Origin of the sequence: Thiomonas sp. OC7 (assembly GCF_900634595.1) — a bacterium.
GTDB lineage: Bacteria > Pseudomonadota > Gammaproteobacteria > Burkholderiales > Burkholderiaceae_C > Thiomonas > Thiomonas arsenitoxydans.
The window spans coordinates 1,926,658-1,952,618 of record NZ_LR131953.1 but is presented as its reverse complement, the minus strand read 5'-3'; the positions used below and the strand labels follow the sequence as shown (position 1 = coordinate 1,952,618).

Below are 25,961 nucleotides of genomic sequence, written 5' to 3'. Positions count from 1 at the left end.
ATCAGGTGGCGACCGGACGAGCCTGCAAGAGTTGTGAAGCTCTTGTGAGTGTCAGTACAACATTACCCCTGAACTTCTCCGGGTATTTTCCCGTGCCAGTAGATAACAACACCTGAAAATCTTGATTATTCGGATTTCTCAATTCACCAATTTGTCCGACCATCAAATCTAGGTTTTCTCTGTCGATTCCTGCGGTTTCTGGAGTATCAATAAGCAACAGTCTGGGAAACGGGATAGCAGAAAGCAATGACAACTGAAGCAGCGTCAAGTAGTACAAGAAACGCTTTGGGACCTTGGCACTGGCCTCCCGGTATTCGCCATTGTTGATGATAGGAAGATATGTCTCCGCATCAATGGTCGCAACCCTACATCCCGCTAGTACCGTTGTCATGAACTCATTAAATACCTTATTAAAGGCGATAATTTGGGTTTGAAGCTCAGTTTTTGACAGCGCATCCAGTCTCAGCACATCGGCCTTAGCGGCGTCATACAAAGCCTTCTGTTGGCTCCATCGCTCCTGGAGTTGTGCCAGCTTTGTCTCCAGCCGTAACGCCTCTTGGGCCTTTGCGAGCTTTTCGCGGGTCTCGAGAAGTTTGTCGTCCAGCTCTTCTACTGCTACCGAGGAACTTCCAGACTCCCCAATTGCCCCTTCCGCGCGTTGCCGCCTCTCAGCCAATTTCGTTTCCAGTAGCGCTCGCTCCGAAATCAAGTGTGCTGATTCTTCTTTGATACCTTCGGCAGCCACTCGAAGCGTTTCAAGGGATTTTGACTTGCTGCGAAGGATGTCAAGGTATTCTGTTGGACTATAAAAAAATCGTTGGTAATCATGCTCGTCGACAACGTTTCCGCACACACATCGGTGTTCCTCTCTTTGCACACTATTTAAGCAGAAAGGGCACGTATCACTCGAGAACAGGTTCAACTGACCGTGCGTATAGATAACTTTGTTAATTCGTTCAATGTCGGCCTTCAACGAACGCTCTACGTCTACCAGACGGCCCGCTTCCTCTGCAATCTCATTTCTCTGGTCGTCAATTTTCCGCCTGGCTGCCTCGAGTTCCTGCAATTGCCAAACTTCGGCTTGTAACATCTGCCGAGCAGCAATTTCTCCCAACTTCCCATGAGAGAGGGCCCATCGCGATTTCCGAATGCGGTCAATTTGCGATTCCAGCGCCTCAATTTGCGCGCCAAGTGATTTTGTATTCTGGACCTGGGTGAACCCACTTTCCTTCAGTAACTGAGTCACAATGTCCACATATTCTTGATGGACTGTTCTCGCCGCCTGAGCTTCACGGTCTGCAAGCTTCATTTTCCCGATTGAGCGGTACAATTCCAGTTGGCTTTTCCCGACGAGGATTTGAAAAATCGCACGACGAATTTCGAGTGAGTCGGTTATGAAATTAACACTATCCGCAGGCTTATAGATTCCGAGTGGGTCCGGACTCTGATTGTGATATATCAATCGTGCTAGGTCGGCAAAATTCAATTTAAAATTCTTCCCGCCCTGAAAAATGTCGACCACGGGAATATCTAGCTGGGTAAGAAGCCAATCGGAAAATGTCTCGTGCTCTTCCCGTCGATGGATTGGTAGCGTGAGCGAAACCAATTCCGAAATGACTCCATCTGTCTCGACACCCGCCTTAAATACTGTTACGAGATTGTCGCCAATTTTTCGAGTAAATGTGTACGCTTGCCCCCGCAGTTTTACTACAAGGCGAACGAAGTTGTTGGAGTCGCCCGTAATCTCCTTGTGCGCTTCAGAGGCGTCACGCTCGAATTCTTCGACTCTTCCTCCAAGCCCATAATATATTAGATTAAAGAGGGTTGATTTCCCGGCGCCGTTCGGACCCTCAATAATACACAGCCTGCTGTCGAGGGAAGGGGACTCAAAAAAGAACCTGTCCCCTGCGTACTCTACCTTCAAGATTTTTAGGTTGCCCATACCTGCACTCCACGGTCTTTATACAGGCGCTCAATAAGATTATCAAAATTCAACGCTGAGATACGCGGAATGATTCTTTTGAGCTTCTCTGCATTTATCCGTTCCTTTTCGAAGTTGGCATTTTCGAAAAACTTCATGGGTAGTCTATTTTTACAAAGCGTCACGTCGAGAACCTCCGCGACGTCCGTTCTCTGAATCTCAACTAGGTCACGCCGCTCAAGTGAAAAAAGTATCTTGAACACCTCTCGCTTGTGGAGCTCTGCGGTTGTAAAGCTGTTGAAGAGGAGCTCTCGGTCGACGGGATTGGCAACACCATTCGTAATTGTCCTGCTCAAAATACTTAACAGTCTATCGTCTGTCATAAACTGAATTAAAAACGTAATTTTTCGATGGTCTTTGATTCGTCGTGCAGTACCGCCGAGGCATTCAAGTACCAAAAGTATTGAATACGCCAAGAAATAGAAATCTTCACCCGAAATAAAATTCAGGCGGCGTTTATTCTTGTTGTTGTCCATTATTCTCGTCGAACGCCAAGTAACAATCATCAAAAAGTGTTAATACGGCGCCTTTGATTGAATGAATATCTCTGGCCTGATATGAATATCCTTTGGAAAGAGTCGAGAAGTGCGAATGGGCTGCTTCAGAAAGGACGTCAATGACGTCATTCACGTCCTTTGGACTCATTGAATTGGAGAACGTCGATTTCTCCATTTCATTCTCGCACACGTCAAGGATTCGTCGTCGTAGCGCCGCAAATTCGCGCGCTCGTAGCAATGTCTCTGCCTTCGCCAGTGTGCACTTTCGCGCGAGCTTACGAAGAGAGCTGACGGGAAATGTCGGCGAGACCGCAAGAATTTTCTCCTTGAGATTTCTTGAGTCGTGAATTTCGATTCCATCCCATGAATCTGCGGCTGGGTCAGCGGGCTTCAAGTCAAGACCGGCACTTCCCAAGACGTCCTTGTAAATCAAGTTTAATGTGTCGGTGCTGAGTAGACGACTTAGTGGGTCTGAAGCACCTGAACGCTTTTCAAATTGGTCAAGCAGGGTTGCCAGAATAAATGGCTCCAACGCTTCATGGCGATGCGTGAAAAATTTACATGAACGAACTTTTTGAAGCGCTTGGGATTCGAGTGCATCATTCGACTCTGTTGAGATTGACCACTCTATCGTTCTGAGAAAATTACAAAAATCGTTGGCCGTCCAATCTCCAAAACTGCCTAAGAAGCCACCATTTCTCCCTTCATACTGTTTTTTGTATTCCTTGAAAACAATATGATAAGCGATGTGCTCTTCTTCGTCGGTGAAATCGGAATTTGATACTAATTTTTGGAGAATGTTGTATTGAGCCTGTTCCTTTTTATACCCCAATTCATACCGAACGGCGGCAGTTATTCTCTCTTGTGCGGTTTCTGCGGAAGCATAGACGGAAAGCTTGAGTTCAGGGGATTTATTGAAGGAAAAGTGGAGGTCGAGGAACGCTACAATAGTATTTTTAATCGCGGGAGAATTGAAACTTACCGCTGACGAGTAATATTTATTTTCTTCACCGCTAATCGACGCATCTGCACTTCCGTCGTACAGGAGCGAGTCTTCGAGAAACTCAATGGCGCAAAAGACCTGTCCATGCGAATTGGTCTCGACGTGCTCTAAGAAGCGAATTGCGGCACGCAGCTTTTGGAACCGAAAGCCTTTTTGTTTGTCGCCGGCTTCACGATTTATATGGCTGACGTCGTCGGCGTTTTCTACCGTTGCCATCGCGTCCCCTTGCCTTAGGTGTTGTTTCGGTCTGGGGAAATGTACATGACGTCCGGGCGCGACGCATAGGTACTTTGCAACAACTGGTGAGGCCAGTTACCGACGGCTAACTTGCCTTTGGCGAACTCCAACGGATAGCTGCAATCACCGTGCACCCAATGGTGCCCTCGAACTTGGATAGTGGTACACAGTCGATGGGCCAAACGTCGTTTCCGCTTACCTAGAAAGTGCATCCAGCCTTCACTTGCGTGTTCGCGTGGATTTGGAGCATTTTGGGCGGGCCCTGTTGCTAACCAAGCCAGCAAGCGGTTTGGAAGTCCACCGGACGGTGCATTTCGTGCCAGCTCACCAGCCTTAGCCCAGCCTTGCCGCTTAAGTGCTGCGGCGCCTGGCGGGGATGGAGGACAGGTTCTTTCGGCAACACAATTCAGCGTTCAAATGCGAGGCAGGTATACCTCTTAACCGAGGGCAAACAACATAGGCGGTGGTGTAGTTGAGGAAATTGCGGCAACTACGACGCCATCGCAAACTCTAGGGCCGGTCGCGCCTAATTCCGGGCCGTGGGGATGCAAACCTGAGACCTCGACGACCCAATATGGTTTTCACCTTATGCGCCTCAAATTCTCAGGTTATCCCTCGCCCTGCGCTGCGGCGGTAAGGTCGCGACTCCGCTCTCGCCCGTCGACTGGACGCTGCGCAACAATGCCGGCTTCGCCCACGGTTGCCGTTCCGCCTCGCGGTCCGTTGGTCGCCATGAATGCGAGCAGGTGTCCTTGTAGATGTCTCAGACTGCGCAAGTGTGACCAAGGCAGGCACCGAACCATAAGCTAAATTTATTGGGTTAGAAGGCCCATAGGTTTCTCAACTTATGGCGTCCAAATTCTCAGCTTATGCCTTCACCTACAAACGTCGTCAAATATCCAGATTCGCCGCCCGCAGGGCGTTGGTTTCGATGAAGTCGCGCCGGGGTTCGACTTCGTCGCCCATGAGCATGGTGAACACGCGGTCGGCTTCGATAGCGTCGTCGATCTGCACGCGCAGCAGGCGGCGTACGGCCGGGTCCATGGTGGTTTCCCAGAGTTGCTCGGGGTTCATTTCGCCCAGGCCTTTGTAGCGCTGGCGACCGACAGTGTTTTCGGCCTGGCGGATGAGCCAGTCCATGGCTTCGCGGAAGGTGGCCACGGCGGCTTCCTTGGCGTTGTCGCCGTTGCCGCGCCGCACGGTGGAGCCCGCGGCGATGAGTCCGTGGAAGGTCTGCGCGGCCTGCGCCAGCACGGCGTAGTCGGCGCCGTGAACGAAGTCGACGTGAAGCACGGTGGATTTGAGGTTGCCGTGGTGACGGCGCACGATGCGTAGAAACGGCTTTTCGGTACGCGGGTCGATCTCGGCGAGCACTTGCGGGGCTTCGCCGTGGTCGGTGTGCTGCGCCAGATAGGCGGCCATCGCGTCGGCGCTGGCTTGCGCCGCATGGTCGAGGTCGATGACGACACCATCGACGATGGCGCGCAGGGCCTGCTCGTCCATGAACACGCCCAGACGGGCGATCACGGCCTCGGCCAGCACATGCTGGCGGGCGAGTTGTTCGAGGGTTTCACCCGCCAGCGGCGCCGGGGTATCGGGGCGGTGGATCACGGCGTCTTTCAGCGCCACGCGCAGCAGGTAGGCGTCGAGCTCAGAGGCGTCTTTGAGGTATTGCTCATCCTTGCCGTGTTTGACTTTATAAAGCGGCGGCTGGGCGATGTAGATGTGCCCGCGCTCTACGATCTCGGGCATCTGGCGGAAGAAGAACGTCAGCAGGAGGGTGCGGATGTGGGCGCCGTCCACGTCGGCATCGGTCATGATGATGATGCGGTGGTAGCGCAGCTTGTCGATGTTGAAATCGTCCTTGCCGATGCTGGTGCCCATCGCGGTAATGAGGGTGAGGATTTCGTTGCTGGTGAGCAGCTTCTCGAACCGCGCCTTCTCGACGTTGAGAATCTTGCCGCGCAGCGGCAGGATCGCCTGGAACTTGCGGTCGCGGCCTTGCTTGGCCGAGCCGCCGGCGGAGTCGCCCTCCACCAGATAGAGCTCGCACAGGGCGGGGTCTTTTTCCTGGCAGTCGGCCAGTTTTCCGGGCAGGCCCAGGCCGTCCATCACACCCTTGCGGCGGGTCATTTCACGCGCCTTGCGCGCGGCTTCGCGGGCACGGGCGGCGTCGATGATCTTGCCGCAGATGATCTTGGCGTCGGTCGGGGTTTCGAGCAGGTAGTCGGACAGCGCCTTGGCCACCAAGTCTTCGACCGGGCCGCGCACTTCGCTCGATACCAGCTTGTCCTTGGTCTGGCTACTGAACTTGGGGTCGGGCACCTTGACCGACAGCACGCAGGTGAGGCCTTCGCGCATGTCGTCACCGCTGATCTCGACCTTGGCTTTTTTCGCCAACTCGTTGTCGTCGATGTATTTGTTCATCACCCGGGTCATCGCTGCGCGCAGGCCGGTGAGGTGGGTGCCGCCGTCGCGCTGCGGAATGTTGTTGGTGAAGCACTGCACGGTTTCAGCGTACCCGTCGTTCCATTGCATGGAGACTTCCACGCTGATGGTGCTGCCTACCTCGGAAGCTTTCTCGGCTTGGGCATAAAAAATATTGGGGTGCAGCACGCTCTTGCCGCGGTTGATGTATTCGACAAAGCCTTTCACCCCGCCAGAGAAGGCGAAGTTTTCTTCCTTGCCCTGACGCTCATCCACCAGGCGGATCTTGACGCCGTGGTTGAGGAAGGAAAGCTCGCGCAGGCGCTTGGCCAGCACTTCGTAGTGGAAATCGACGGTGGTGAAAATCTCGGCATCGGGCAGGAAATGCACCTCGGTGCCGCGCTTGTCGGTCTTGCCGGTGACGGGCGCAGCGGAGACTTCCACGCCGTTCACCACCTGCGTCTGCCGGTTTTGCAGCGCGCCGCGGACAAATTCGAGGGTATGCACCTCGCCGTCGCGCCGCACCACAAGCCGCAGCCATTGCGACAGAGCGTTGACGCAGCTCACGCCCACGCCGTGCAGACCGCCGGAGACCTTGTAGCTGTTCTGATTGAACTTGCCCCCAGCGTGCAACTCGGTGAGGGCGATTTCGGCCGCGCTGCGCTTGGGCTCGTGCTTGTCGTCCATCTTCACGCCGGTAGGAATGCCGCGGCCGTTGTCGGTCACGCTGATGGAGTTGTCGGAGTGGATGGTGACGACGATGTCATCACAAAACCCGGCCAGGGCTTCGTCGATGGAGTTATCGACGACTTCGAACACCAGATGATGCAGGCCGGTGCCGTCTGAGGTGTCGCCGATGTACATGCCGGGACGTTTGCGCACCGCTTCGAGTCCCTCCAGGATTTGAATGGAATTTTCGCTGTAGCTGTCGTTCTTCGGTTCGTTCATCAGACACTTTCAAAAACGGATTCCATGAGCTTTCATGGAAAAAAATCGATTCGGTGAGGCGGGGTGAAACTCAATGGGGACAGAGACGGACTGGGCGCAGCCTACCCCTGGCGCACTCAGATCCGCATGGGCATGACCACGTACTTGAAGTTGGGCTCGTCGGGCATGGTGAACAGCGCGCTGCTGTTGCCGTCCTGCAGTTCGAGGCGAATCTGGTCGGAGGTCATATTGGCCAGCGCGTCGATGAGGTAGGCAATGTTGAAGCCGATTTCGATGACGTCGCCGCCGTAGTCGACATCGATTTCTTCCTGCGCTTCTTCTTGCTCGGCGTTGATGGAGGTCAGCCGCAACAGCCCCGGTTCGAGGTTGACGCGCACGCCTTTGAACTTGTCGTTGGTCAGAATGGCCACGCGCTGCAGCGCCGCCTGCAGGGTTGTGCGCTCGACCTGCAGCATATTGCGGTGCCCCTTGGGCACGACGCGCTGGTAATCGGGAAACTTGCCTTCGATGAGCTTGCTGGTGAATTCCAGCCCGTCCAGGGTCAAGCGCGCCTGATTGCTGGCCAGGGCGATGTCGATCATGGCGTCGTCTTCATCGCTGAGCAGGCGGCTGAGTTCGAGCACGGTCTTGCGCGGCAGAATGATTTCGCGCCGCTCCACCGCCTTTTCCAGCGGGGCGGAAGCCAGGGTCATGCGGTGACCGTCGGTGGCCACCAGATGCATCTGCTGTCCATCGGCCACCCACAACATGCCGTTGAGGTAGTAGCGGATATCGTGCTGCGCCATGGCGAAGTGGGTCAAGCCGAGCAGGCGCTTGAGCAGCTTTTGCGGCAGGCGCAGGGCGTGGTCGCTGAAGTCGGTCGCAGCGCGTACCAGCGGAAAGTCTTCTGCCGGCAGGGTTTGCAGACTGAAGCGGCTTTTGGCAGCCCGAACCGTCATCTTGCCGTCTGACCATTCCAGCGTCACATTGCCCGGGCTGGCCGCGCGCAGGATGTCGAGCAGTTTGCGCATATTGACGGTGATGGCCGCGTCTTCCGCACTGGTCTGTACCGCTTCGCCCGCTTGCAGACGGATCTGCACTTCCATATCGCTGGTGATGAACAGCGTGCCATTCGCGTTGTGCTGGATGAGCACATTGGCGAGGATGGGCAGGGTTTGGCGGCGCTCGACGATACCCGCTCCCTGTCCGAGCAGTTTGAGCAGTTCATCGCGGGAAGACGTCAATCTGTTCATTCTTTCTTTTCCTTTATTCAGAATAGGACTGATAGTAAGGGTCGGCCTGTGTTGTGGATAAGACAAAAAACGCTGTATTCACGCGGTTTGCGCAGCAGCCAAGGTCTGTGGACAAGCGGTCTGGAGCGCAAGGACGGTTTGGAACAACTTGACCGAAAACGCGCTGGCCCCCGACTTATCCAGAAACTCTTCACACACTACACAACGACTTGTTCATTTTGAGAAGGAGGACGCTAAAAGCGGTTCGGCTTCAGGCTTTGAGAGTTTGTTCGAGCACATGGAGCTGTTGGTTGAGTTCCTGCAGTTTGATGCGCTCCTGTCCGATCTTGCGCACCGCATGCAGCACCGTGGTGTGATCGCGCCCTCCGAACAGCTCGCCGATCTCCGGCAGGCTCTTGTGCGTCAGCTCCTTGGCGAGGTACATGGCGATCTGGCGCGGACGGGCGATGCTGGCAGGGCGCTTTTTGGAATACATATCGGCCACCTTGATCTTGTAGAAGTCGGCCACGGTTTTCTGGATGTTTTCGACCGACACCTGGCGATTTTGCAGCGACAGCAGATCTTTGAGCGCTTCCTTGGCCAGACCGATCGACACGTCCTGGCCGCTGAAGCGGGCGTAGGCCAGAATTTTGCGCAGCGCGCCTTCGAGTTCACGCACATTCGATCGCACGTTCTTGGCGACAAAAAACGCCACTTCTTCCGGCAGATGGGCCAGTTCGGCATCGGCCTTGCGCAGCAGAATGGCCACGCGCATTTCGAGTTCGGGCGGCTCGATGGCCACGGTCAGACCGGAATCGAAGCGGGAGACCAGGCGCTGATCCATCTCCCGGAGTTCCTTGGGGTAGGTGTCGCTGGTGAGAATGATCTGCGAGCGTTTGGTGATCAGCGCCTCGAAAGCGTAGAAAAACTCTTCCTGCGTCTTGTCTTTGCCGGCGAAAAACTGCACGTCGTCGATCAGCAGCAGGTCGAGCGAGTGGTAGTAGCGCTTGAATTCCTCGAAGGCCTTGCGCTGGTAGGCACGCACCACTTCGCTGACGAACTGCTCGGCCTGCAGGTAACGAATGCGGGCGCCCGGCTGTTGCGCCAGCAGCGCGTTGCCGACCGCGTGCATGAGGTGGGTCTTGCCCAGACCGACGCCGCCGTAGATGAACAGCGGGTTGTAGGAGCGCCCGGGGTTTTCCGCCACCTGAATGGCCGCGGCGCGGGCAAGCTGGTTGGCCTTGCCGGTGACCAGGGTTTCGAAGCTGAGCATGGGGTTGAGGCGCGAGCGCTCCAGGGCGTCGGCTTCTGCGGCATCTCTCGCAGCGTTACTCACGCCGTCCGGACTGGCCAATTGCTGGGGCGTGGCGTGGTCGGCGGAATGAGTCGCTTGCGCTGATCCCGATGTGGAGCTTGCCCCACTGCCGGACTGCAAACCCAGCGCCCCGCTGTGATGTAGGGCGGCGCGTGTCGGCGCTTTCTGCACAATGAATTCGACCTGCACAGGGCGGCCCACGATCGCGCTAAGCGACTCGGTGATGCGCGCGCCATACTGTGAGCGCAACCAGTCGAGCTTGAAGCGATTGGGAACGTGCAGGATGGCAGTGTTGCCATCCTCGCTCCAGTGGGGGGAGGACAGCGGCTTGATCCAGGCGGCGAATTGCTGATCGGGGATGACTGTGGCCAACTGGGCGCAGCACTGCTGCCAGGATTGTTCTTGTGTCATGCAGGTACGGCGAGAGAGACGAGTTCCAGAAGGCGCTGGCTCAACGGTAGCCGGTTAAAGAACCTGGCTGCGGAACCGGGCTGCGCGCCTTGAGGGGGAGACAAAAATTTTGTGGACAATTTTCAGGACATTTGACATTCAGCCGGGGGCTGAATCGGCCTCGACAGGGGCGTTAGTCACCTGCAAAACCCGTCGAAAAGGCCATCGATCGTCAACTTTGGAAAGCGCTCAGTTTAACTCCACAGTGCAAGTTATCCACAGACGGAACAGGCAATTTTTCTTGGGGCCGGGGGCTTGCGCTGCAGGGCGCATTTGAGGCGGATGGTCGTTGGTTTTGAATGCCGTTTTGAAGGTCATCAGGGCCTGGGTTTTCTGGAAAAACCTCTTTTGATTGACAAGTGGATGGAATCTCAGTCCAATGGAGAGCTTTTTTTCGGAATCTTGGTCTTGCGCGTGGCAAGACTTCAAGTTTGCGACTTTAAGTTTTTTCGGCGCGCGTATTTTGGATTTGTGGGGTGGTGTGCATGAGTGTGCACAGCATGAAGGCACAGGTCCAGGCGCGCAGCTTCTATTTTTATCAAGGTGAGTTTCATGAAACGTACGTATCAACCTTCGAAGACCCGCCGTCAGCGTACCCACGGCTTTTTGGTGCGGATGAAGACCAGGGGTGGCCGCGCGGTCATCAATGCGCGCCGCGCCAAGGGCCGCAAACGCCTGGCTGTCTAAGATCCGCTGGGCTGTTGGGTTTGAACGATCTGCGGCTTGCTGCTTTGCGGGCTGCCGATATCGATCTTTCGACAGTCGGGGAAGTCATGGCAGATCAGCCGATCTCACGATCGGGCACTCTGCATCTCGAAATGTTGCGGCAACCCGAAGCGTTTGCCGCGATGTTTGCTGCGCGCTACGCGCAACAGGCTGAATTTCGCCTGCACTACCGCGCTGCGCCGACCGAGTGGGTGCAAGACGCCTCCCCTGCCTCTGCCCAGCCGCGCTGCTGGCTTGGTCTGGTCATTCCGAAAAAGTTCTGCAAACCGGCGGTACGGCGCAATCTGATCAAGCGGGTGATGCGCCAGGCGCTGCGTGAATTGCGGCTGCCGAGCGAGGCACAGATGCAGGCGCCGGTGCTGATGCTGCGGTTGACGCGCAAATTGCCCGCGGAATTCCGCAGCGCCCGTTCACCGGCGTTGCTGGCCTATGTGCAGCAGGCGGTGAACGCTTTGCTCAAAAGCTGGATCGAACGCACCGTCGTGGTGACTGGGCGAAGTGCCGCATGAAGTCTGTTCTGATCGGTCTGGTACGGCTGTACCGTCTGCTGTTGAGCCCTTGGGTGGGCGGGCAATGCCGTTTTTACCCCACTTGTTCGCAATACACCATCGAAGCGCTGGAGCGGCACGGGGCAGCGGCGGGCAGCTATCTGGGCGCGGTCAGAATTTTGCGGTGCCAGCCCTGGTGTCAGGGGGGGCATGAGCCGGTGCCGGACGCTTTCACCTGGGCGCCCTGGCGCCGACGGGTGGAAGAGGACGAAGCGTCAGATGCGATTGCTTCAGATGGCGCGCAGGCTGTGTCACCGCAGCCCATGCACAATAGCGGGTCGAGGTCTGATGAATCAGTCTCGTCTGCGGAGTCTGGCGCTTGCGCTGAGGGGCCGGAAAGCCCGGTTTCATTTCCCTCTGCTTCACCCCTGAGTGCTTCATCGTTCACCCCCAAGCCCTGAAGTCATCGGGCACTTCTGCATCACTACAACAGGATTTGCGTATGGATCTCCGCCGTTCGGTTCTCTGGGTGGTTTTCACCATGTCGATGATTTTTCTGTACAACTCCTGGCTGCGCTACAACGGCGAGACGGATTTGTTCGGAACGCCACCGGCCCATCCGGCGCAAGTCGCCAGCGCGCCGACCAGCGCAGTGCCGCAGGCGGCGCCAACCGCGGCCACGCCGCCGAATATCGCCGGTGCTGCGGCAACGGCACCGCTGTCCGCTCCGGTCGCAGCGGCGTCCGCCGCTCCCGCGGCCCAGCTCACCACCATCCGCACCGATCTGATGGATGTGAAAATTTCTTCGCGCGGCGGCAATCTGGTCTATGCCAAACTGCTCAAGTATGAGAGCCGTACCGAACCGGGCAAGAACGTGGTCTTGTTCGACGATACGCTGAGCAATAAATACATGGCGCAGTCGGGCTTGATCGGGGGCGATTTTCCCAACCATGAAACCGAGATGACGGTGCTGCCTGGCCCGCGCGACATGGGCAACGCCAAGACGCTGCAGGTCAAACTGGTCTCGCCCGATCTGGGCGGCATCAAACTCGAGCGCACCTACACCTTCACCCGCGACAGCTATGTGGTGAATGTGCAGAACACCATCACCAACACCGGTAGTGCCGCAGTGGCGCCGCAGATGTATATGCAGCTCGTGCGCGACGGCAACACGCCTGCGGGTGACGAGTCGCACTTCTATCACACCTATACCGGCCCGGCGTATTACGACAACGCCAACAAGTTCCAGAAGTTCGAGTTCAAGGATCTCAAGACCAACGAGGCGCCTAAGAAGGCGGACAGCGGCTGGGTCGCCATGATTCAGCACTACTTCGTTTCGGCTTGGGTGCCTGAGCCCTATGAAGGCTCGCGTGACCTTTATACCCGCAAGCTGGGCGACAACCTGTATGCGGTTGGGGTGATCCAGCCGCTGCCGCAAATTGCTCCGGGCAAGAGCATCACCACCGATGCCAAGCTGTTCGTCGGCCCTGAGCTGGAGAGCACGCTGGGCGCGCTCGCCCCCGGCCTTGAGTTGGTGAAGGACTACGGCTGGGTGACCATTCTGGCCAAGCCGATTTTCTGGCTGCTGGAGATGATCCACAAAGTGGTGCAGAACTGGGGCTGGTCGATCATCGTGCTCACGCTGCTGATCAAGTTGGCGTTCTTCCCGCTGACGGCGGCGAGCTATAAGTCGATGGCGCGCATGAAGGCCGTGGGGCCGCGCATCAACGCGCTGCGCGAGTCGTACAAGGGCGATCAGGCGAAGATGAATCAGGCCATGGTCGAGCTGTACCGCAAGGAGAAGATCAATCCGCTGGGTGGCTGCCTGCCGATCGTGATCCAGATCCCGGTGTTCATCGCGCTGTACTGGGTGTTGCTGTCGAGCGTGGAGCTGCGCGGCGCGCCGTGGATTCTCTGGATACACGATCTGTCGGCCAAAGACCCGTACTACATCCTGCCGGCCATCATGACGGCAACGTCCTTCCTGCAGGTCAAGCTCAACCCGACCCCGCCCGACCCGATGCAGGCGCGGCTGATGTGGATCATGCCGGCGGCGTTTTCCATCATGTTCTTCTTCTTCCCGGCCGGTCTGGTGTTGTACTGGCTGACCAACAACACCACGTCGATTGCGCAGCAGTGGTTCATCAACAAGAAGATGGGCGTGGGTGTGTTGACCGACACCGCAGCGGCGGCCAAGTAAAGGCCCACTCAAAGGCCCATTCGATCCGCGCGGTTGCCAGGCCATGAATCTGTTGGCGCAAGACGCCGATCCGATCGTGGCCATTGCCACGGCACCCGGTCGCGGCGCCGTGGGCATCGTCCGGGCTTCGGGTAAATCGCTCGGGGCTTTGGCGCAGGCCATCACGGGCCGGGCGCTGCTGCCGCGCCATGCCACTTACCTGCCGTTTGGGGATGGTCAGGGCGGGGTGATAGACCGAGGGCTGGCGCTGTTTTTTCCGGCGCCGCATTCCTACACCGGGGAAGATGTGCTGGAGCTGCAGATCCACGGTGGGCCGGTGGTGCTGCAACTGCTGCTGGCGCGGCTGCTCGAACTGGGGGCTTCTTCACGCTTGCGGGTGGCGCAGCCCGGCGAGTTCACCCGGCGCGCGTTTCTCAACGGCAAACTCGATCTGGCGCAGGCCGAGAGCGTGGCCGATCTGATCGAGGCCAGCACCGAGGCGGCTGCTCGCAGCGCCACCCGGGCGCTGGCCGGCGAGTTGTCGCAGGCGGTGCGCGCACTGGCCGCCGAGCTGGTCGAGTTGCGCCTGCTGGTCGAGGCCACGCTCGATTTTCCCGAGGAAGACATCGACTTTTTGCGCCAGGCACAGGCGCAGCGGCGTTTGCAGGCTTTGCAGCAGACGCTGCAGCAGGTGCAGGCCAAGACGCGGCAGGGCGCACTGCTGCGCGAAGGACTCCAGGTGGTGCTGGCAGGGCAGCCGAATGTGGGCAAGAGCTCCTTGCTCAACGCATTGGCGGGGGCCGAGCTGGCCATCGTTACGCCCATTGCGGGCACGACGCGAGACAAGGTCAGCCAAACCATCCAGATCGAGGGCGTGCCCTTGCACATCGTCGATACCGCAGGCCTGCGCGACAGCGCCGACGCGGTGGAGCGCATCGGCGTGGAGCGCAGTTGGCACGCCATCGCCGGTGCGGATGTGGTGGTGTTCCTGCATGATCTCACTCGTCTGCAGGCGCCGGGCTATGCCCAGGCCGAGGCGGAAATCGCCCGCGGACTCCCCAAGGGCGCGCCCCTGCTCCACGTTTTCAACAAGCGCGATTGCGTCGAAACCTTCGCCCAGGCGCGGCTATTGCCACAAGTCTGGGCGCAATGGGGCGTGGAGGCCGGTGAGTCGGTCTGGATTTCCGCCGCGACCGGAGACGGTCTGCAGGACTTGCGTCTCAAGCTGCTGCAACTGGCAGGGGCGCAGCCGACCAGCGAGGGTGTGTTCATCGCCCGTCAGCGCCATGTGCAGGCGCTGGAGCAAACCGGGCAACACCTCGGGGCGGCCTTGCGCCTGATCGAGCTGGACGCGCAGGCGCCGCTGGATCTGCTCGCCGAGGAATTGCGGCTATCGCATCAGGCGCTGATGGCGATCACCGGCGAATACACCCCAGACGATCTGCTCGGGGCGATTTTTTCCAGTTTCTGTATTGGCAAATAAATCAAGGTCGGCGCGGCGATAAATCGCCTGCATTGATCGCCGCGCTCAGATCGCCCGCGGCAAACTGGGCGATGGTCCGGAAGGCCTGGGCGAACATCTGCTCGTAGTGATCTTGCTCGACAAAGCCGATGTGCGGCGTGCAGATGGCGTTTTCCAGTCGCAGCAGCGGATGGCCCTGCAGAATCGGCTCGGCTTCGAACACATCGACCGCCGCCAGACCCGGCCGGCCGCGATTGAGCGCGGCCACCAACGCATCCGGGGCGAGGAGGTCGGGGCGGGCGGTGTTGACGAGCAAAGAGGTGGGTTGCATCAGCGACAGATCGGCCAGAGTGATGAGATGGCGGGTGGCGTCGGTGAGGCGCAGGTGCAGGCTGAGCACGTCGCTGGTGGCGAAGAAGGCTTCACGCGACTCGGCCGCCAGCAAGCCATGCTCGATTGCGCGCGTGCGCGAGGCCTCGCTGCCCCAGACCTGAACCCGCATGTCGAAAGCCTGCCCGTACCGCGCAATGCGCTGGCCAATGCGGCCATAGCCCCAGATGCCCAGCGTCTTGCCCGCGAGGCGCTGACCGAGACCGAAATTGGGCGGCATCGACTGCGACTTCAGCCCGGCCTGCTGCCAGGCGCCATGCTTCAGACTGGCGACATACTGCGGCAGACGCCGCATGGCGGCCAGCACCAGTGCCCAGGTCAGCTCGGCGGTGACGCCGGGGTCGGTCTGCCCATCGGCTACGGCGATGCCCAGATCGCTGCACGCTTGCACGTCCACATGCGGGCCGATCCGGCCGGTCTGCACCACGAGCTGCAGCTTGGGACACTTTTCCAGCAATTGCCGCGACAGCACGGTGCGGTCGCGAATCAGCACCAGCGCCTGGGTGTCGCGCAGGCGCACGCTGAGCTGCCCCACGCCTTTGACGGTGTTGTTGAATATCTTGAGGTCGTGACCGTCGAGCTGCTGCGCGCAATCGAGCTTGCGCACCGCATCCTGATAGTCGTCGAGCACGGTGATCTGCATGGTTATCCGTCCGATGAAACACCAGAGCCGGTCAGTGTAGGCCCTTGGAACAGCGCGGAAGAAAGGCGCCGCAGCGGGCGGATCGGTAATGCCCCGAATAGGAGTTTCCCGATTTTGTTGCACCGCAGCTTGCGTCTGTCGTCAGTCACAGAATATAAGCTGGTCTTGATATATGCCCGTCTGCCGTCCGATGATTCGAACGACGCGGCTGGGTGAGACGACATGGAGGCCGAAATGGATGTCAAAGGGAAATGGCTGCTGCCCACCAGCCCGCAGAAAACCTGGGAGGCGCTCAACAGCCCGGAAGTGCTCAAAGCCTGCATTCCAGGTTGCGAATCGATCACCGACACCGGATCGGGACATTTCGAGATCGTGCAAGTGCTGGCGGTCGCCGGGTTCAAGACGCGCTTCAGCAGCACACTCACGCTGGAAGACCCCAACCCGCCGCACAGCTACGTGCTGCGCTTCGAGGGCAACGCGGGGAGCGCCGGTTTTGGCCTGGGCCGCGCCCTGGTCGCGTTGCAGCCCACGGCAGACGGCGGCACGCAGATGAACTACCAGGCTACCGCCGAGGTGGGCGGCGCCATCGGCCAGCTGGGCAAGGGCACGGTGGACAGCACGGCGCAGAGTCTGGCGGAGACCTTTTTCTCCCGCTTCGATCAGGTCATGCGCGGGCAACTGCCGGTGGACGACGGCGCCGGTGCCCTCGACCGACTGTGGGGCATGATGCCCCCTTGGGGGTGGGCGATATCCACCCTGGTGCTGGTGTTTATCGTGTACTGGGGGCTGCACGGCACTTGGTGATGTGCCCTTGCTGACAATCGTTGCCGGTTGCTGCCGATTGCTGCCACCGAGGCGGCCGCTGTTTATTCAGCCGGACACAGGGCGCGGACGACGTTGAGCACCTGCTGGCTTTTGATGTGGTAGTGCACGAAGCGGCCGCGGCGGGTGGCTTCGACGATGTTTTCGGCGCGCAGCTTGGCGAGTTGTTGTGACAAAGCGGCCTGGCGCATGCCGACCTCGTGCTCGAGTTCACGCACGCAACGCTCGCCATCCATCAGCAGGCAGAGAATGGCCAGACGCTCGCGGTGCGCCAGCGCCTTGAGAATGCGCACGACATCCCCGCCGGCCATGCGCTCCAGGCGGGCAAGCCGATGCATCGGCGTCGGCAGGATGAGGTTCGGCGCTGTCTGGGGGGGCAGTTCGGCGATATTCATGATTTGGAGTCTATGAATATCAAATTGTAAGGTTTTGATGCAACACAAGAAAGTGGCGCTTCTGCGGGACCCGCATGAGCCTTGGGGCGCCAATCGTGCCGATGTGCGCGGTTTGAGAGCGCCCCCAGACCTGCCGCGTTCGCGTCAGGCCCCCCGAGGGGGATGAGGCCCGCGGCTCCAAGCTGCCCTGTGGCAGCTTGAACGGAGCTCGAATCCGAGCGGCTTGCAAGCCGCGAGGTGGACAAGAAAACTTGGGGCGGCCCTGCGTTTTCTCATGAGCTTCACCGCTGTTCGCCGCAAGCGGGCCGAATTGGGTAAGCTGCTCTGCTTTGCCCACCGTTGCAGCAAGCAAGCCGATGCCACACATGCTCCGTCATCCTCCTGTTCGTCTGGCCTTGCTGCTGTGGGGGATCGCGGCGGCGGCTTATATGGTGGGGTTTTTCCTGCGGGTCACGCCGGGCGTGCTCAATGTCGATTTGATGCGCGACTTCCATCTGAACGCCGCGCAGTTGGGCAATCTGGCGTCGTTTTACTTCTACTTTTACGCGGCCTCGCAAATTCCGACGGGCATCGCCAACGATCGGTTCGGCCCGAAGATTCTCATCGTGGTCGGGCAGGCGGTGACCGGGGTCGGCGCGCTGCTGTTTGCGGTGGCGGGCAGCTTTGAGTCGGCGGCCGTGGCACGGGCCCTGATCGGCCTGGGGCATGGCGTGGCCTGGGTGTCGTTGCTGGAGCTTTCCGCCGCGTGGTTTGCACCGCGGGTGTTCGGCACCATGTCGGGGTTGTCGCTCGCCTTGGGCACGCTGGGCGCGGTGTTGGCGCAAGCACCTTTGTTGATTTTGTCGCACAGTTTTGGCTGGCGCTGGGTGCTCGGCGCGGTGGGCGTGCTGTGCCTGGGTTTGTCGCTGCTGGCTTTGCTGCGTATTCGCAACCGGCCAGAGGACATGGGGTTCGACGGCTATCTGCCTGCGCGCAAGGCGCAGACGCTGGGAGAGGTCGGGCGGGGTCTGGGCGAAGTTTGGCGCTATCGCAATACCGCTTTGCTGTTCATCGCGCCCGGCGGAGTTTGCGGCGCGTTTTTGACCTTCACCACGCTTTGGGGGATGCCGTTTCTGGTGCAGCAGCGGCAGATGTCGGCGGGGCGGGCCTCGTGGGTGGTGGCGTCGATGCTGGTGGCGTTTTCGGTGGGCGGGGTGCTGTGGGGGCGGGTTTCCGACCGGCTGCGTCGGCGCAAATTGCCCTATCTGCTCGGCGGGGTGATGATGCTGGCGGGCTTTGGCCTGCTAGTGGCCTGGCCGCAGGCGCCCTGGAGCTTGTTGTTGCTGGCGTTGCTGCTGAGTTCGGTGGGTTCAGGCGGCATGGTGGTGGGTTTCGCCTGGGCCAAGGAATCAGTGCCGCAGCGGCTGGCGGGTACCGCATCGGGCGTGCACAACACGGGGGTGATGGTGGGCGCGCTGGTGCAGTTGCCTTTGCTGGGCTGGGTGCTCGATCAGTTCTGGACGGGGCAGCAGGCGGGCGGTGCGCGGCTGTATGACGGCACGGCATTTCAGGCGGCCAATGGTGTGCTGCTGGCCTGGATTGCCTTGTCGGTGCTGTGCGTGCTGCTGGCGCGCGAAACTCACGCCCGACCTTATGCCGTGGCGGTGGCCCCGGGCTGAACCCCGCCTGGGGCGCTCATTCAATGCGCATGCAAAGACTGCCGCGAGAGGGCGGAATAGCGGTCGAGAAAATCGTCGATTTCTTCGCTGCTGGGCTCTTGGGCGATGAGTTGCTGCACGCTGGCGCGAAACCCTTCGGCTGCGCGGCCGCCCAGAAAAATTTCCTTGCGGGCGAATTTGTCGACGATTTCATACCCGCCGCGAGAGAGGTCGGTTTCGTGGTCGGTTCGAGACTCCTGCGCGCCCGACCAGTCGAGCTGCAGGACACAAAAGGCGTCTGAGTCATAGATCATGGTTTGCATGGTGGTTCTCCGCTGGTTGATGAGGAGATGTGGACATCGAAGCAAAAAACAAGCCCGACAAAAACGCGCAACTTTGTTAAATGCACAACGCCCGGCGATGGGCTTGCGTTGACCGCCGGTTTGTCCATCCGGGTCTGCGCGGAGGATTGCCAGTGCGCATCGCAAATCTGTGTTGACTGTCATCGCTCACCTGCAACAAGACGTAAGAATTGCCGCGATTCGCTTGCTCGCCTTGCAGAGCGCTCATAGGCTTGCGGCGCTGCACAAACCAGACTTCGCAACGGACGGATTACTGGCGTGTGCGGGGATTTCACTGTTCACATCGCACATTGATAGGCCCGGAGCGCGCACAGCGAGCTATCGGGCGGGAGACAAGCATGTTTCATCAAATTCTGACCCCGGTGGGCGGCGCTTTGCTGCCCTCGTTTTTGGTGGCGGCCATTCCGATTGCCATCGTGCTGTTGATGCTGGGTGTGCTGCGGCGACCGGCATGGCAGGCGTCTGCGGTGGGCTTGGTCGCGGGACTGATCATTGCTGTTGGCGTTTGGCAGTTGCCGCTGGGGCTCGCGTTCAATGCCGTCGCGCTCGGCGTGGTGTTTGCCTTGCTGCCGGTGATGTGGATCGTGTATAGCGCGTTGGTGCTCTACAACGTGGCGGTCAAGTCGGGCCGGTTTGAAATGTTTCGCCTGTGGATGCTGGAGCATCTGCCCAACGACCGTCGGCTGGTGTTGCTGGTAGTGGCGTTTTCCTTCGGTTGTCTGCTCGAAGGGATAGCGGGCTTTGGCACCCCGGTGGCGATTACCAGTGCCTTGCTCATCGGCCTGGGCTTCCCGGCGCTGGAGGCGCTGACCTACACCCTGATTTTCAACACGGCGCCGGTGGCGTTTGGCGCATTGGGCGTGCCGCTGACGGTGTTGGGCGCGGTAACGAGCATGCCATCAGAGCCGCTGGCGGCGATGGTGGGGCGACAGTTGCCGTTTTTTGCCTTTCTGTTGCCGTTTTATGTCATTGCGATTTACGGAGGGCTGCGGTCGATCCGCGCCTTGTGGCCCGCTTTGCTAGTGGCCGGCGGCAGCTTTGCGCTGGCGCAGTTCGTCTCATCGAACTTCATCAGTTATCAGCTGACCGATGTGCTGGCTTCGATGTTCTCGTTGATTCTGACGGTTGGTTTTCTCAAAATCTGGAGCCCGGCCCCTGACCCGGAATTCGCCATTGCCCGCCCAGTGCGCGCGCCGAATGAAGCGCGCGTGGGCTATGGTGGCTGGCTGCCCTGGGTGGTCATTACCGTGGTGGTGATTTTCTGGGTCTATGCCAAGATTTTTGCGTTTGGCGAGATCAAGGTGCTCTGGCCGGGCCTGGACAAACAGGTGTTCATCACGCTTTACAACAAGCCGTACGTGGCCTTGTGGGACTTCCAGCCTTTGGGCACGGGCACGGCCATTTTGTTGTCTGCGGTGATCACGGCGGTGCTGGTGCGGCTGCCGGTGGGGGAGTTTTTTGCGGCGATGCGCGATGCCTGGGTGCAGGTGCGGATTGCGGTGCTCACGGTGTGCATGATCGTCGGCCTGGCCTTTTTGCTTAACTATTCCGGCATGAGTTACACGCTTGGGCTGGGAGTAGCCGGTGTCGGCGCGCTATTTCCGCTGGTATCGGCCTTTCTCGGCTGGGTGGCGGTGTTCCTGTCGGGCAGCGACACATCGGGCAATGCGCTGTTCGGCAATCTGCAGGTGGTTGCCGCGCGGCAGCTGGGCTTCGATCCCGTGCTGATGGCGGCGACCAATTCGTCCGGCGGGGTGATGGGCAAGATGATTTCGCCGCAGAACATCGCCACGGGCGTTTCGACTACGGCGCTCAAGGGCAAGGAGGGCGTGGTGTTCGCCCGCACCTTCAAGCACAGCGTGTTTCTCACCTTGCTGCTGGGCATCCTGGTCTATCTGCAGCAGCATGTGCTGACCTGGATGATTCCGGTGTTGCCGCCGCATTGAGTCGTTCTCTTTTCCCCGCCGCACACGCCGCGCTCTGCGCGGCGTCTTTCATGGCTTGGCCGATTCTGGGGCCGCTGTGCCAGCTTGTTCGGCGTGGTCGAGAGTGAAAAGCAGATAGCTATCAGCGGAGTGCTGCAGGCGGATTTGCACGGGCAGGTTTTGCAGCTGCGGCGACAGCCAGATTTGCGCGCCGAGGTCGTTGGTCTGCGTGGCCTGCCGCACGATATGCCAGCAGGGCAGTGATCCGATCGGGGTATCGACGATATCCATGCCGGCGATGGTGAAGGCCCAGTCCGCCATGCCGCTGGGTCGGGCCACGGCGAAGCTGAGCGTGGCGCCGGGGTGGAAGTCGCCGGGAGCGACGCTGAGGCGGTTGGCGAGTTGCAGAAACAAGCTGGCGCTGTCTTGCACATGAGGCGGCAAGGGCAGCACTGCGGGGCTGGCGCTGAAGTGCAGGGTGTTGTCGCCGCGGTCGAAATGCACGGATTTCTCGCGGGTGAACACGCGCTCGGTGTACTCCGAGGGCGCGAGCCAGTCGCCTTCGATGCGGCCGGTGCTGCGGTAGGAAAAGCCGATCAGCGCGCTGCCGGAGAGGCGGGCCTCGTAGTGGTCGCCATCGACCGTCCAGACCAATGCGCCGCTGCCGTGCAGGTGGCCGCGCCAGTAGCCGGTGATGGTGTAGGACAGCCGGGTGGAGGGTGGCCAGGGACGCGGGGCCGCGCCTGAGGCCGGTGCACTGGCCGTGGGGGTCGGGCTGGATTCGGTGGGGATGGGACGCGCGGGCTGGCTGACTTGGTCTGCTGGCGCCAGGTCACCCAGGCTGGTCGCGGCGGCCAGAAGCGGCGCCGATGTGGGCGGCGGTGGCGCGCTGAGGGCTTCCACCGGGACCGGAGGTGCCTGCGCAGGGGAGGCGACGGTTTCGGATGGGCGGGGGCGGGCGATGTCGGCTGCGGGCTCGGGAGCAGGCATGGGTGCAGGCTGTAGCGCCGGTGGCCGTTTCGCCTTGGCGGGCTTGGGCGGCGACGCGGGCGCAGGGCGTGCCGCAGTGACGACGGGGGGCGTGGGTTTGAGAAGCTGGGTGTAGATCGGCTCGGGCAGTTTGCCAGCGGCCAGAGGGCGGAAAGCGGTGCCGAGCCAATCGAGCGCGGCCAGATGCAGGGCGACCACCCCCAGCGCGAGCAGCGCGATGGTGCGCCAGCCCTGCCGCCCGCGGGTACGCCGATCGGTCGTCATGGCCAGGGCCTCGTGGCGAGCCAACGGCGTGCGGCGATGCGGCTTGAGCGGGGAAACATGCCTGCTATTTTGCCGTTCGCTTGGGAGTGTTCGCAGGGCGGATGCGGGTTCTCGCTTGGCAGCGCCGCGCGTATGCTGCACCCATCCCCCGCACAACGCATGAGGAGGCCGTCATGGCGCAAATTCCCGAGTTCAAGGATTTCATTCCCGGCATGGAGTTTTTTCAGACCCTGCTCAAAGGCGCGGGCATGCCTTCGCAGTTTGCCAACTGGGTGGCGCCGACCCTCGATGTGGAAGAGATCGAGCAGAAGATCACCGACCTCAAGGCCGTGCTGAGCTGGCTGGAAACCAATGCGCGCATGACGCAAAACATGATTCAGGCGCTGGAGGTGCAGCGCATGACCTTGCGGGCGCTCAAGACCATGAATGTGGATATGCAGGACTTCGCCAAGGGCATGGTGGCCGAGCCGCCACCGGCGCCCGCCGCCGTGCAGCCCACGGAAGCGCCGCAAGCCGAGCCGGCTAAGTCCGCCGAGTCGCCGCAGGCCGCAGCGGGTGCATCGCCGCTGTTCGACCCGATGCAGTGGTGGAATGCGATGACCCAGCAATTCACCGAGTTGGCGAGCCAAGCGTTGCAGGAGAACGGGGCAACGCCTGCGGGTTCGGCCGCGCCGGTGAGCTCGTCCAAACCTGGGGCGAAGAAAGTGGCGGCGAAAAAACCGGCTGCAAAGACTGTGGGCCGTGTGGCTCGAAAAGTGTCCGCCCGGCCCGCATCGCCTGCGGCCAAACGCGGCAAGGCGGCAGTCAAGGTAGCAAGCAAAGCGACCGGCAAAGCGTCGCGTTGAGTCGCAGGCCGATTCGGAGGGGCGCGACTTATGCGCCGACTTATGCGCCTACCCAGCGCACCAGTTCTTGCGCCGGCATGACGCCGGACTGGCGTTTGACTTCCTGCCCGCCGCGATAAAGCGCCAGGGTGGGAATGCTGCGAATGCGGCTGCGCACTGACACCTGCGGGTTGGCGTCGGTGTCCACCTTGGCCAGCACCGCCCGGCCTTGAAGCTGGATGGCCGCCTGGGCGAACTGCGGCGCCATCATCTTGCACGGGCCACACCATTCCGCCCAGAAGTCCACCAGCACGGGCAGCTCGCTTTTGGCGATGAAGCGCTCGAAGTTGGCATCGGTCAGGGTGACGGGGGCGGCCGGGAGGATTTCCTGACCGCATTGCCCGCAGACCGGGGCGTCCTTCAGGCGGTCGTCGGGAACGCGGTTTAGCGTGGCGCAGTGGGGGCAGACGATGAGCATGGCGGTTGTTCCAAATGGCAATACCGCGAATATGCGGCAAGGCCAGACGGTTTTCAACCCAGAGGTTCAGAGAACCCCGCCGGGCCGCCCCAAGGGGTTCTCGCCCCCCTGGGGGGAGAGCCGAGCGCAGCGAGGCTTTCGGGGGGGGGGCTGGGCTGAGAACCCCGTCGGGCCGCCCCAAGGGGTTCTCGCACCCTTTGGGGGAGAGCCGGGCGCAGCGAGGATTTCGGGGGGTATTGATCAAAGCCGCGAACGGGCAAATACGCTGCGGTGTCGCTGCGCGCGGAACTGCCAGACCAGCAGGGCGAAGCCGACCAGCGGCAGGAGCAGATCACCGGGCCGGAACACGCTGACCGCGTCCGCCGCTGTGCCAGTAGTGCACCGACGATCCAGGCCGTGGGCCCGAGCAGCGCGGCCAGCCGCATGCCGATGCCGCCCCAGGCGCTGGCCACGCCTACCGCGGCAAACCCTGCGGCGGCCAGGCCAATCTGAAAACCGGCCGGGTCTGGGGTGGTGTGCGGCAGCAGATGCTGCAGGCTTACGCCCAGAAAACCCACGCCGACGGCGCACAGCAAAAACCAGCGCAGCAGCACTTGCGCCACCCGCAGATCATGCCGCGCGCGTTTGCTGATGAGCAAGGCCAGCGCTCCGAGCACGAGGCCGATCACGATCAGGGTGAAGGTGCGGTAGTGCAGCGCCTGTTGCGCAAACAGCGGCCAGAATGCGCTCATGTCGTCCTCTTTTTTGCTTCAGTGCGCCGCGTCCGACTCTTAGCGCCCCCTGGACCGGGCTGCGCCCTGCCCGCCCCCCGTGGGGGTCAAGGAAACTTGGGGCGGCCCTGCGTTTCCTTGAGAGCGGTCTTCTATGCCCACGTCGAGCGCCACCAGGAACCGTGACACCATGTTGTACGTGGCGACCACGCCGACGAGCTCGACCACTTGCTTGGGCGACAGCAAGGCGCGGACGGCGGCGAAATGCGCTTCACTCACCCGCACGCGCCGGGTCATGTCGTAGGTGAGCGCCAGCACTGCGCGCTCGCGGGGGGAGAACGCCAGCCGGTTCTCCACCGCCGCAGGAATGTCGTGCAGCAGCGCGAGCTGCTCGGCGCAGCCGCCGGCGGCTAGGAACAGCGGGGCGTGATGCATGAATTCATACTCGGCCCCATTGAGTCGCGCCACGACGCAAATGGCGAGTTCGCGCAAATCGGCTTCGAGCTCTAGCTCGCCACGCACCGCGCCCAGCAGGCCGTTCCAGCCGCGCGCGAATGCGGGGCTGTGCAGCAGCATGCGGTCGAGGTTGAGCAGTTCTCCGCCGCGTCGCTGGCGTATGGCGGCCACCAGTTCTTCAGGCTCGGCGTGGTGTTGCGGCAAATAGGCGATGCGCGGCATGATGGAAACATAAAGAAAATGGAATGGCTGGACTGTAGCCCCGCTTGGGCGCTGAGGCCAGCGGCTTCAGCGCGCCAGTGCGGCGAGTTGCCTGAGGCCGTCGATGGCGCGCACGCCATACCAGCTGGCCCATTCGCCGGGGATGCAGCGCACGGCCGGGTGCAAGCCGCGCGCGGCGAGCAGGCTGCGCACTTCGGCCGCATGCCGGGCGCCGAAGCGATAGGGCTCGCTGGACAGCAGTACCTCGTCCACCGCGCCGAGCCAGTCTGCCGACCAGTCGAACACCGGATAGCGGCTTCGGCCGGGCTGATGCAGGCCATCGCCACCTAGCACCTCGGGCAGGGTGTGCCAGCGCACGGCGGCGAGGCTTTGGCTGATGTAGGTGTCGCGCGCCACGGTCATCCACGGATCGCGCCAGATGAGGTAGAGCACGTTGCGCGGCGCGCCGGGGCGGGTTTGCACGTCTTCCAGTACGGCTTGCAACTGCTGGCGCAGGGCGGCGACGCGCTCGGTCACGCCGGGCAGGCTGCCGAAGGCCGCGCCGAGCTGGTCGAACAGGCTCAGATTGTCTTGCGGAACTTGCGGATGGGTGACGATGATGTGGGGCACGAAGGTGCGCAGCGCATCCACGGTTTCGCGGGTGTTTTCGTCGATGTTGACCAGCACATGGGTGGGCTGCAGCGCGCGCAGAGCGTCGAGGTGAACGTCTTTGGTGCCGCCGACCTTGGGAATGGCGCGTACCTCGGTGCGGGGATGCACGCAGAACCCGGTGCGGGCCACGAGGTGCTGCCGCAGCCCGAGGGCGAACAGGGTTTCGGTCAGGCTGGGAACGAGGCTGGCGATACGCGCCTGGGCGTCGGCTACGGCAATCGGCTGGCCGAGGGCGTCGCAGACGGGCACAGCGGGCATGGCGGGCGCC

General features: G+C 60.7%; 22 protein-coding genes and 1 pseudogene. 9 read left to right on the top strand and 14 right to left on the bottom strand.

Annotation, left to right across the window (positions count from 1 at the left end; all coding sequences use genetic code 11):
* Position 1: 1 nt before the first annotated feature.
* The 6 genes from BIO17B3_RS09385 to dnaA form a co-directional block, all read right to left on the bottom strand.
* Positions 2-1,942: an ATP-binding protein gene (locus BIO17B3_RS09385; RefSeq protein WP_156053840.1), complete on the bottom strand. Its 1,941-nt coding sequence runs from the start codon at positions 1,940-1,942 to the stop codon at positions 2-4.
* Positions 1,930-2,457 (bottom strand): hypothetical protein, encoded by a 528-nt coding sequence (locus BIO17B3_RS09380; protein WP_156053839.1) that lies wholly within the window; start codon positions 2,455-2,457, stop codon positions 1,930-1,932. The genes BIO17B3_RS09385 and BIO17B3_RS09380 overlap by 13 nt, the downstream gene beginning before the upstream one ends.
* Positions 2,438-3,697, bottom strand: coding sequence for a hypothetical protein (locus BIO17B3_RS09375; RefSeq protein ID WP_156053838.1), 1,260 nt, complete (start codon positions 3,695-3,697; stop codon positions 2,438-2,440). The genes BIO17B3_RS09380 and BIO17B3_RS09375 overlap by 20 nt, the downstream gene beginning before the upstream one ends.
* Positions 3,698-4,609: 912 nt before the next feature.
* Complete coding sequence (gene gyrB / locus BIO17B3_RS09370) at positions 4,610-7,093, bottom strand: DNA topoisomerase (ATP-hydrolyzing) subunit B (RefSeq protein WP_156053837.1); 2,484 nt, start codon at positions 7,091-7,093, stop codon at positions 4,610-4,612.
* Positions 7,094-7,209: 116 nt separating this feature from the next.
* On the bottom strand, positions 7,210-8,325 hold the full coding sequence (gene dnaN, locus BIO17B3_RS09365) for a DNA polymerase III subunit beta (protein ID WP_156053836.1): 1,116 nt from the start codon (positions 8,323-8,325) through the stop codon (positions 7,210-7,212).
* Positions 8,326-8,575: 250 nt separating this feature from the next.
* On the bottom strand, positions 8,576-10,030 hold the full coding sequence (gene dnaA / locus BIO17B3_RS09360) for a chromosomal replication initiator protein DnaA (RefSeq protein WP_156053835.1): 1,455 nt from the start codon (positions 10,028-10,030) through the stop codon (positions 8,576-8,578).
* 591 nt (positions 10,031-10,621) lie between these two features.
* Here dnaA and rpmH point away from each other — a divergent pair.
* From rpmH to mnmE, 5 genes and pseudogenes are all read left to right on the top strand, one after another.
* Entirely contained in the window at positions 10,622-10,756 is a 135-nt protein-coding gene (gene rpmH / locus BIO17B3_RS09355; protein WP_013107607.1) for a 50S ribosomal protein L34, read from the top strand.
* 131 nt (positions 10,757-10,887) lie between these two features.
* Complete coding sequence (locus tag BIO17B3_RS09350) at positions 10,888-11,304, top strand: ribonuclease P protein component (protein ID WP_232054243.1); 417 nt, start codon at positions 10,888-10,890, stop codon at positions 11,302-11,304.
* A pseudogene (yidD, locus tag BIO17B3_RS19225) lies at positions 11,301-11,507 on the top strand (membrane protein insertion efficiency factor YidD); the annotation flags it as partial. The gene BIO17B3_RS09350 and the pseudogene yidD, both read left to right, overlap by 4 nt.
* A 278-nt stretch (positions 11,508-11,785) precedes the next feature.
* Positions 11,786-13,483 (top strand): membrane protein insertase YidC, encoded by a 1,698-nt coding sequence (yidC, locus tag BIO17B3_RS09340; protein ID WP_156053832.1) that lies wholly within the window; start codon positions 11,786-11,788, stop codon positions 13,481-13,483.
* Positions 13,484-13,526: 43 nt separating this feature from the next.
* On the top strand, positions 13,527-14,945 hold the full coding sequence (gene mnmE, locus BIO17B3_RS09335) for a tRNA uridine-5-carboxymethylaminomethyl(34) synthesis GTPase MnmE (RefSeq protein WP_156053831.1): 1,419 nt from the start codon (positions 13,527-13,529) through the stop codon (positions 14,943-14,945).
* 1 nt (position 14,946) lies between these two features.
* On the opposite strand, the gene BIO17B3_RS09330 is transcribed toward mnmE, so the two are convergent.
* Positions 14,947-15,957 (bottom strand): D-2-hydroxyacid dehydrogenase family protein, encoded by a 1,011-nt coding sequence (locus BIO17B3_RS09330; protein WP_156053830.1) that lies wholly within the window; start codon positions 15,955-15,957, stop codon positions 14,947-14,949.
* A 234-nt stretch (positions 15,958-16,191) separates the two neighbouring features.
* Between BIO17B3_RS09330 and BIO17B3_RS09325 the strand changes: the two genes are divergently transcribed.
* Positions 16,192-16,761, top strand: a complete 570-nt coding sequence (locus BIO17B3_RS09325; protein ID WP_013107601.1) for a CoxG family protein — start codon at positions 16,192-16,194, stop codon at positions 16,759-16,761.
* Positions 16,762-16,823: 62 nt separating this feature from the next.
* On the opposite strand, the gene BIO17B3_RS09320 is transcribed toward BIO17B3_RS09325, so the two are convergent.
* On the bottom strand, positions 16,824-17,174 hold the full coding sequence (locus BIO17B3_RS09320) for a helix-turn-helix transcriptional regulator (protein WP_013107595.1): 351 nt from the start codon (positions 17,172-17,174) through the stop codon (positions 16,824-16,826).
* A gap of 365 nt (positions 17,175-17,539) precedes the next feature.
* On the opposite strand from BIO17B3_RS09320, the gene BIO17B3_RS09315 reads away from it, so the two are divergent.
* Complete coding sequence (locus tag BIO17B3_RS09315) at positions 17,540-18,832, top strand: MFS transporter (RefSeq protein WP_232054242.1); 1,293 nt, start codon at positions 17,540-17,542, stop codon at positions 18,830-18,832.
* Positions 18,833-18,852: 20 nt separating this feature from the next.
* Here BIO17B3_RS09315 and BIO17B3_RS09310 read toward each other — a convergent pair whose 3' ends face one another.
* Positions 18,853-19,134: a DUF3567 domain-containing protein gene (locus tag BIO17B3_RS09310; RefSeq protein ID WP_156053828.1), complete on the bottom strand. Its 282-nt coding sequence runs from the start codon at positions 19,132-19,134 to the stop codon at positions 18,853-18,855.
* A gap of 377 nt (positions 19,135-19,511) precedes the next feature.
* Here BIO17B3_RS09310 and BIO17B3_RS09305 point away from each other — a divergent pair, with 377 nt between their 5' ends.
* Complete coding sequence (locus BIO17B3_RS09305; RefSeq protein ID WP_156053827.1) at positions 19,512-21,119, top strand: L-lactate permease; 1,608 nt, start codon at positions 19,512-19,514, stop codon at positions 21,117-21,119.
* Between the two features lie 48 nt (positions 21,120-21,167).
* On the opposite strand, the gene BIO17B3_RS09300 is transcribed toward BIO17B3_RS09305, so the two are convergent.
* A complete protein-coding gene (locus BIO17B3_RS09300; protein WP_156053826.1) occupies positions 21,168-22,352 on the bottom strand; it encodes a DUF3108 domain-containing protein in 1,185 nt (394 codons plus the stop codon).
* A gap of 173 nt (positions 22,353-22,525) precedes the next feature.
* On the opposite strand from BIO17B3_RS09300, the gene BIO17B3_RS09295 reads away from it, so the two are divergent.
* Positions 22,526-23,197: a PhaM family polyhydroxyalkanoate granule multifunctional regulatory protein gene (locus BIO17B3_RS09295; RefSeq protein WP_156053825.1), complete on the top strand. Its 672-nt coding sequence runs from the start codon at positions 22,526-22,528 to the stop codon at positions 23,195-23,197.
* Positions 23,198-23,237: 40 nt separating this feature from the next.
* Here the strand turns inward: BIO17B3_RS09295 and trxC are convergent, their stop codons facing one another.
* The 4 genes from trxC to BIO17B3_RS09275 form a co-directional block, all read right to left on the bottom strand.
* On the bottom strand, positions 23,238-23,654 hold the full coding sequence (trxC, locus tag BIO17B3_RS09290) for a thioredoxin TrxC (protein WP_013124577.1): 417 nt from the start codon (positions 23,652-23,654) through the stop codon (positions 23,238-23,240).
* Positions 23,655-23,707: 53 nt separating this feature from the next.
* On the bottom strand, positions 23,708-24,385 hold the full coding sequence (locus BIO17B3_RS09285) for a DUF6790 family protein (RefSeq protein WP_232054241.1): 678 nt from the start codon (positions 24,383-24,385) through the stop codon (positions 23,708-23,710).
* 39 nt (positions 24,386-24,424) lie between these two features.
* Entirely contained in the window at positions 24,425-25,042 is a 618-nt protein-coding gene (locus tag BIO17B3_RS09280; protein ID WP_156053824.1) for a carboxymuconolactone decarboxylase family protein, read from the bottom strand.
* Positions 25,043-25,108: 66 nt separating this feature from the next.
* Positions 25,109-25,951 carry a helical backbone metal receptor gene (locus BIO17B3_RS09275; protein ID WP_156053823.1) on the bottom strand — a complete coding sequence of 281 codons (843 nt, stop codon included), beginning with the start codon at positions 25,949-25,951 and terminating at the stop codon, positions 25,109-25,111.
* Positions 25,952-25,961: the final 10 nt, after the last annotated feature.